Origin of the sequence: Arthrobacter sp. CAL618 (assembly GCF_000468215.1) — a bacterium.
In the GTDB taxonomy this organism is placed as follows: domain Bacteria; phylum Actinomycetota; class Actinomycetes; order Actinomycetales; family Micrococcaceae; genus Arthrobacter_D.
In genome coordinates this window covers 4,755-12,659 of record NZ_ASZW01000017.1, presented here as the reverse complement: position 1 = coordinate 12,659, position 7,905 = coordinate 4,755, and the positions used below count along the sequence as shown (strand labels likewise).

6 protein-coding genes and 1 pseudogene are annotated in these 7,905 nt (G+C 65.4%); 5 read left to right on the top strand and 2 right to left on the bottom strand.

The window, feature by feature from the left end:
• Window positions 1–1,470: GntP family permease (locus K728_RS0100620; protein ID WP_443110892.1), on the bottom strand; the 1,470-nt coding region annotated here is incomplete at its 3' end.
• 169 nt (window positions 1,471–1,639) lie between these two features.
• Here K728_RS0100620 and K728_RS0100615 point away from each other — a divergent pair.
• The 4 genes and pseudogenes from K728_RS0100615 (at window position 1,640) to K728_RS18045 (ending at window position 5,532) form a co-directional block, all read left to right on the top strand.
• Window positions 1,640–3,118 carry a four-carbon acid sugar kinase family protein gene (locus K728_RS0100615; protein ID WP_024475514.1) on the top strand — a complete coding sequence of 493 codons (1,479 nt, stop codon included), beginning with the start codon at window positions 1,640–1,642 and terminating at the stop codon, window positions 3,116–3,118.
• Complete coding sequence (locus tag K728_RS0100610; RefSeq protein ID WP_024475513.1) at window positions 3,108–4,076, top strand: NAD(P)-dependent oxidoreductase; 969 nt, start codon at window positions 3,108–3,110, stop codon at window positions 4,074–4,076. The genes K728_RS0100615 and K728_RS0100610 overlap by 11 nt, the downstream gene beginning before the upstream one ends.
• Window positions 4,054–4,776 (top strand): FadR/GntR family transcriptional regulator, encoded by a 723-nt coding sequence (locus K728_RS0100605; RefSeq protein WP_024475512.1) that lies wholly within the window; start codon window positions 4,054–4,056, stop codon window positions 4,774–4,776. The genes K728_RS0100610 and K728_RS0100605 overlap by 23 nt, the downstream gene beginning before the upstream one ends.
• Window positions 4,773–5,532: pseudogene (locus tag K728_RS18045) on the top strand (SDR family NAD(P)-dependent oxidoreductase). Before K728_RS0100605 ends, K728_RS18045 begins: the two are co-directional and overlap by 4 nt.
• Window positions 5,533–5,550: 18 nt before the next feature.
• On the opposite strand, the gene K728_RS0100595 reads toward K728_RS18045, so the two are convergent.
• Window positions 5,551–6,618 carry a mechanosensitive ion channel domain-containing protein gene (locus tag K728_RS0100595; RefSeq protein WP_024475511.1) on the bottom strand — a complete coding sequence of 356 codons (1,068 nt, stop codon included), beginning with the start codon at window positions 6,616–6,618 and terminating at the stop codon, window positions 5,551–5,553.
• A gap of 158 nt (window positions 6,619–6,776) precedes the next feature.
• On the opposite strand from K728_RS0100595, the gene K728_RS0100590 reads away from it, so the two are divergent.
• On the top strand, window positions 6,777–7,475 hold the full coding sequence (locus tag K728_RS0100590) for an endonuclease/exonuclease/phosphatase family protein (RefSeq protein ID WP_024475510.1): 699 nt from the start codon (window positions 6,777–6,779) through the stop codon (window positions 7,473–7,475).
• Window positions 7,476–7,905 lie beyond the last annotated feature (430 nt).

Below are 7,905 nucleotides of genomic sequence, written 5' to 3'. Positions count from 1 at the left end.
CGAGCCGACCCAGACCGCCGTCGTAATGCCAGACCAGCCCTTGAGGGCTGCGACGCCGTCAAGGCCGGCGAAGCGGGTGACCACCCAGAAGTAGGAGTCGTTGAAGTAGCTGAACACCATCGAACCGGCCGTGCAAGCCAGCGCCGCAACGATCGGATCGATACCGAGTGAGCCGACCAGCGGCGCGGTCACTGATGCCGCGGTGATCATAGCGACCGTGCCCGAACCCTGAGCGATGCGGACCAGCGTTGCGATCAGGAACGGCACCAGGAACGCTGGCAGCGGAGTACTGGCGATTGCCTCGGCGAGGGCGTCGCCCACACCCGAGCTACGCAGCACCTGACCGAGTGCTCCACCGGCACCGGTGATGAGAAGGATCAGACCGGCCGAGGCTGCAGCCTCACCGAACCAGCCCTGCACCTTCGAACGCGGGGTCCAGCGAGGCAGCAGCACATAGACGGCCAGGATGACGCCGATCACCAGTGCAACAACCGGGTTACCGATGAACGCGAGGGGAACAACCCACGACGACGGCGTGTATTCCCCGGTGCCTACAACGCCCTGGTTGTTCTGGTCGATCGCACCGCTGACGGTGTTCATGATGATGAGCAGCAGTGGAACCAGCAGTGGCAGCGACGCAACGAACGCCCCGACCCGGTGCGGCTTGGCGCCCGCAGGAGGTGTGCCGAGGGTGGTGTTGTCGATGTCCATCGACGGAGCATCGTCATCGGTGCCGGCGACGCCGTCGTGGTCGGCAACAGCGGTGCCGCCGCTACGGCGTCCGGTCCTGGCGTGGGACGTGCCGTAAACGGCCTCGCGAACCGTTTCGTTCATGGATGGCTCGATCTTCGGGCCGATCCACTGGGCGTAGAAGACGACGATCGGCAGCAGCAGAACAGTGAACGCGAGACCCGCGAGGATCAGGGCCCCGAGGTCGGCGCCGAGGATGCCGGCGACGGCGAGCGGGCCGGGCGTCGGAGGCACCAGGTGGTGGGTCAGCGTCATGCCGCAGCCGAGGGCCAGCGCGAGGGTGATGTACCCGGCGCGCTTGACCCGTGCAATCGAGCGGGCCAGCGGGTTCATGATGACGTAGCCGGAGTCGCAGAACACCGGGATGGACACCAGCGCGCCCACGCTACCCAGTGCCCAGGGCTCGCGGCCCTTGCCGAAGAGCTTCAGGAAGGCCATGGCCAGCGAGTTGGCGGCCCCCGACACTTCGAGGATCTTGCCGATCCCGACGCCCAGGCCAATCACAATGCCGATCGATGCCAGGGTGTTGCCGAAGCCGGTCGTAATTGCCGAAACGATATCCAGCGGCGCCTGGCCAGCAACAATGCCGGTCACCAGCGCAGCGATCAAGAGTGCTACAAACGCATCGAGCCGGGTCTTCAACACCAAAACAATGATGGTGGCGATACCCAGGACGAGCGCCAAAAGAAGTTGTATATCCACGTACTGCTCCTCGGTCACTGAGCAGGCCTCGTTGCCATCTCAGGGGTTCACACCGGCCTGGTCGGTACTTTGACGGGCACTGTGCTGCCTGTCACAATAGCACCAGACATAAGACATCTGACAAGTGCCTGTGGCGAAGACCCAGTGACTGCCTGTGGCGAAGACCCAGTGACGAAAGTGCGGACCAGTGATACTCGAAGAAGAGTTGCTCAGCGGCTACCCAGCTGTCCAGGCTATCCAGCCGGAGGTGATCGCTGCCGCCGTACAGGCGTCCGGACGGATCCTGGTGGTGCTCGACGACGACCCGACCGGCACCCAGTCCGTCGCCGACCTGCCGGTCCTCACCTCCTGGGAGCCGAGCGACTTCGCGTGGGCCTTCGCCCAGCGCATCGGCGGCGCACCGGCACCAGCGGTCTACGTCCTCACCAACACCCGCAGTCTCGACCCGGAAACCACCGCGTCGCGCAACCGGGAAATCGTCACCAACTCCCTCGATGCCGCCACGGACGCCGGAGTCACCATCGGGTTTGTCAGCCGTAGCGACTCGACCCTCCGCGGTCACTTCCCGCTCGAGACCGACGTCATCGCCGCCACCCTGCTCTCCCTCGCGGGCACCGAGACCGACGGCGTGGTCATGGTTCCAGCCTTTCCCGACGCCGGTCGCGTCACCATCGGCAGCGTCCACTACCTGCGCGGGAACGACGGCGCCCTCACCCCCGTGGCTGACACCGAGTTCGCCCAGGATGCCACCTTCGGGTTCACGTCCTCAGACCTGGGTGACTACGTGGCCGAGAAGACTGGCGGTTCGGCCGCCGCCGTCATCCGACTGGACCTGTCGACCATCCGCGGCGGCTCGCAGGGCATTGCCGATGCCCTCGATCAGGCGGCCGACGCCGTCCCGATCGTCGTCGATGCGGTCACCGAGGACGACCTCCGGGCCCTGGCTCTGGGCCTCGAGGAAGCCGAACGCCGGGGCAAGAAGTTGCTCCACCGGGTGGGGCCACCCTTTGTCAGGGCTCGGATTGGCCAGAGGGAACGCCCGCCGCTGACCGCCGAGGAAGTCTTCGCCGACCTGGACGCCCCGGACTCGGGCGGGCTCATTGTGGTGGGCTCCCATGTGGGGCTGACCACCCGGCAGCTGGATGCCCTGGTGGCCCGGCGACCCGAGGCCCGCCTCGTTGAGCTCGCCGTCGAAGCCGTCCTCGATCCCGAACGCCGTGATGCTGGAGTAGCCGAGGCGGTGCGCGCCGTCGTCGTCGGGCTCCCCCACGGCGAAGTCATCCTGCACACCAGCCGCCGCCTGATCCGCTCCGACGATCCAGAGCAGAGCCTCCAGTTCGCCCGCACCATTTCGCAGGCAATAGTCGACGTCGTCAGCTCCACCATCGCGACGGCTCCCGTGAGGTTTGTGATCGCCAAGGGCGGGATCACCTCCTCCGACGTCGCCGCCCACGGGCTGTCCATCCGGCATGCGCTGGTGCGTGGTCCGATGCTGCCCGGGATCGTCTCACTCTGGCAGCCGGCCGACGGCCCGGCTCGTTCTATCCCGTTCGTGGTCTTCGCCGGCAACGTGGGCACCGATGACTCCCTCGCTGACGTGGTGGACATCCTCCGCTCGCCCGTTACTGCGTCCCCCACTACGACTGGAACACCCGATGACGCCTAACACCTCGCAGACTGCCAATAACGACCAGACTGGGGTCGCCGTCCTGGGCCTCGGTGCCATGGGCCTGCCGATGGCAACCCGGCTCGCAGGCGCCTTCACTGTCACCGGGTATGACCCGATGCCAGCCTCACGGGAACGGGCCGAAGCGACCGGGCTGACCTGTGCCACGACGGCCGCCGACGCCGTCAGCGGCGCCGGGCTGGTTCTACTCGCGGTCCGCGACGCCGCCCAGGTGGAAGGTGTCCTCTTCGGTGAGGACGGCATTGCCCCGGCACTGACACCGGCACTGACACCGGGCGCCGTCGTCGTCATGACCAGCACCGTAGGGATAGACGCCGTCGCCTCCTGGACCGAGCGGCTCAGCGCACTGGGGGTGGCCCTGGTCGACGCACCCTTATCCGGCGGCCCGGTACGAGCCGGCGAAGGCGACCTGCTGATCGTGGTGGGCGCCGACCCCGCCGCCCTGGAGACAGCGCGGCCGGTGCTGGAGCGACTTGCTTCCACGCTGACCGTGGTGGGGAACAAAGCCGGCGACGGGCAAGCCATGAAGACCGTGAACCAGCTGCTCTGTGGTGTGCACATTGCCGCAGCCGCCGAGGCGTTGGCTCTCGCCGATGCGCTCGGACTGGACCAGCAGCTGACGTTGGCCACGCTGGAGACCGGGGCGGCGTCGTCGTTCATGCTCTCCAACCGCGGTCCACGGATGGTGCAGGGGTACGACGGCGACGCCGACGTGCTGAGCCGGCTGGACATTTTCGTGAAGGACCTGGGCATCGTAGGCAAGGCCGCACGGAGTGCGGGACTCGCGGCGCCGGTGGCTGCGGCAGCCGAGCAGCTGTTCCTGCTGGGCCAGACACAGGGGTTGGGTACTGCCGATGATTCAGCAGTGATCAAAGTGGTGGCACCCCGGCGCAGGACCGTTGGAGGGGATGCAGATGGCACGGAAGCCGCTCGCTGAGTCGGTGTTTGATGACCTCCTCGAACAGGTCATCGACGGCACCTTTCCACCCGGCTCCGCGCTGCCCCCGGAAAACGATCTGGCCGCTTCCCTCGATGTAAGCCGGCTGACGGTGCGCGAGGCGCTCAAGCAGCTCCAGGCGCAGCACATCGTGCAGATCAAACGGGGCCTCGGCACCTACGTGAATCCGGCGGCCCAGTGGACCGATCTGCAGGCAATCGTCAGGTACGCGTCGACCACCGCCGACTCCCCCGACATCTCGCTGCGGCTCCTCGAAATCCGGCGGATGGTAGAAACGGGTGCCGCCGAACTGGCCGCCCTGCACGCCACCGATGAGGACCTCGCGCGAATGGAGGAAGCCAACGTCGCGTTGCAGGCAGCACATGAGGCGAAGGACCTTGACGCTGTGACCGCCACGGACATGGCGTTTCATGAGGCGATCTTCCGCGCTTCGGCGAATCCTTTTGTGCCGGTGATCCTCGGACCGCTCAGCCAGCTGCTGCACACGATGCGGCGCGAAACCTCGTCCTTCCACGAGGTGCAGCAGCACGCCATCGAGCACCACCGCCTGGTGCTCGACGCGATCCGCACCCGCAACCCCGAGGTGGCACGCAAGGCGATGCAGGCCCACATCAACCAGACGTACGACGACTACGAGCACTTCATTCACCCAGAAAAACAACAACAGGAGACCACATGACCTTCCCGACAGAACGCACAGCAGTCCTCACCGGCGCAGCCTCGGCCCGCGGCATCGGCCGNAGCCGACCGGCTGGCCCGCGACGGCTGGTCCATCGCCATCCTCGACATCGACGGAGCAGCAGCCGAAGAAGCCGCTGCGGACATTGCCCAGCGCCACGGCGTGCAGACGGTCGGCGTCGCCGCCGACGTGTCGGACGAGGCCTCGGTTGACGCGGCTCTGACCACTGTTGAAGCTTCGGTGCCGCCCATCGTCGCGCTGGTCAACCTGGCCGGGATCAGCTCCCCCACCGAGTTCATGCAGGAAACCAAGGCGGCCTGGGACCGGGTGTTCGCCGTCAACATGACCGGCACGTTCCTGGTCACGCAGCGCGCCCTGCACGGGATGATCGAGCGGAAGCTCGGCCGCGTGGTGAGCATTTCCTCCATCTCGGCGCAGCGTGGCGGCGGCACCTACTCGAAGGTCGCCTACAGCGCGTCGAAGGCCGGCATCATCGGCTTCACCCGGGCGCTGGCCCGCGAAATGGGCGAGCACGGCATCACCGTCAACGCTGTGGCACCCGGCCCGGTGGACACCGACATCATGGGCGGCACCCTCACCGAGGAACGCAAGCAGGACATGTCCAAGGACATCCTGATGGGCCGGGTCGGCACTGTCGACGACATCGCCGCCCTGATCTGCTTCCTGGTGGGCCCCGACGCCGGTTACATCACCGCCGCCACCTACGACATCAACGGAGGTCTGCAGATCTCCTAGCCGCACCGGCGGGGCGAATCAATCGTCCGTAGCCGAGCGCACCTCGGCTGCGGTGTCATCGGGAACATTGTCGGCACCCACATCGTCCGCGGCGTCGTTGTGGTCGTTGTCGTCTTTATCCTCACCCCCGGTTGACGGCTGTGAGTGCCGGGTTCCCGCCTCGTCTGGGGTGACGTTCTCGGCCAGTCCCAGTGCACGCCGGGCATCATCGTCACTGAGACCGAAAAGCGTCTTGACGTGCAAGTCGCGCTGCGGGAACGGAATTTCGATCCCATGCGCCTGCAGGGCGGAGTGCAGCGCCCAGTTGTACGCCGCCGTCACGGCCACCGGCTTCTTGGTGGCCTCGGGGTTGAGCCAGACGACAAGTTCAAAGTTCAGCGAGCTCGTATCGAACTTGCTGAGCCAGACTTGCGGCCGCTGGGGGCCGTCGAGGTGAAGGGTGAAGGGCACGGCTGCGGCCGCTTCGAGGGCCGCTTTCTTCACCACGTTCTTTTCCGTGCCGTAGGCAACCCCAAAGGGCACGCGAAGTCGCCGCAGCACGTCACGGTGAGTCCAGTTCACCACCCGGCCGGAGACAAATTCGGAGTTCGGAACCAGGATGTCAATGTTGTCGTTGGTGACGATCGTCGTCGCCCGGATCTTGATGTCGCGCACCTCGCCGGTCACGCCGGACTCGAGTTCCACAAAATCGCCGATCTTCAGCGACTTATCGAGCAGCAGCACCACGCCCGAAATGAAGTTGCTGAACAATGCCTGTAGCCCAAAACCGAGGCCCACCCCCAGAGCACCAGCCAACACGGCGAAGTCACTCAGCGGCACCCCGAGCGCCGAAATCGCCAGGAAGAAGCCGATCACCAGAACGGTGTAGGCAACCAGCCGTGACAGGGTATACCAGGTTGAAAGATGGGTGCTCTGCTGGGTACGCGAGCGACGCAAAATGATTCTGCGCAGCACGAACGCCGTCACACCAGCCGCAACCAGGATGCCGACGGCGGTCAGCACATCGATCAGGCTAATCGACGTACCAAAAGCTGCGACCGCGGCACTGGTTTGCTCATGACCCATCTGCTGAGCCAAGCACAGCATGCTTCGATGCCACGAAGGCGCGCCGAGACGACCCGGGCGGCAAGCTCAGTCAGTGATCTGTTGTTCGCAGCCAGACCAACAGACCGCCTACCCTGTCTATCGTTGAGGTGCGTACAATAATCCTGCTGTCATCAGCCAGACGAAGGAGTGTTCACCTGATACGGGCCATCAGTTACAACCTGCGCGAGCACAAGGCCAGCGATGAGCTGGAGGACCTTGTCCAGCGGTACGCAGTCGATCTGCTGTGCCTTCAGGAGTGCGATGCCTCCGACCTGCCGGCAACCGTGGGCGACCTGCAGCTGGCGATTGCCACGCGGGAAAACCGGCTCGGGCTTGCCCTCTACTATCGGGAAGAGCGCTTCACCGCCCTTCATACCAGGGCCATGATGTTGAAAAAGTCGCTTCACGACCGTGTGCTCGCTCCCGCACATGAGCGACTGATCGGCCTCCAACTCATCGACAACCAGACCGATCAGGGCCTCGTGGTGGGATCCTTCCACGCTGCTCCGCTGACGGCGTCGAATTCGTTGCGCCGCAAACAGATCCACGCCTCGCACGCCGAGCTCCTCGGGATGGGCACTGGAGTGGCGACCCTCATGCTGGGCGATTTCAACTACCCGTTCTTCACCCAGCGTCTCACCAGGCATATGAAGGACTCCGGGTACGACCTGTCGCTCAGCGATCTGAGGACCTATACCCGTTACCGAGTCTTCCGGGGGCACTTCGATTTCGCGACCTCCCGCGGGCTGGACATCCAGAGCGTTGAGACCCTGCCGCGCGGCGCTTCAGACCACCTCCCCATCCTGGTCCGGGCCGAGTACAGCCCGGCGAATAGTGAGGCTTCGGCCGTAGCGTAGGCGAACTGCGCCGCAGCGCGACACCCACCCGCGCTTCATTGACCCGCCCGGTTTGGTCCCGGGTTCGGGGCAGTGGCATCCTTCCAGCGCACAGGCGAGGGCATTCGGCGCAGCTGCATTGACCCACCCCGTGAGACCCCCTAGGATTTTATCCAATCAGCAGAAGTGTTCTTCCACAATGCGAATAAACGCATCGTCATTGATCACCGCTGATCCGTACAACAAAGGGGTTTTACGCCAATGTCACTGCACACCAGCTCCACATCAGCCGTCCTGGCCGGGGCACGGTCAGCTTCCCTATCCGAAGCAGACCGGCGCGATGCGAGTACCGACCGCTCCGGCTACGTTTCGCAGTCCCTGCCGGACGGGGTTGTCTTCGCCGAGACCACCGACGACGTCGTTTCCACCCTCCGGCTGGCCGCCGCCCACC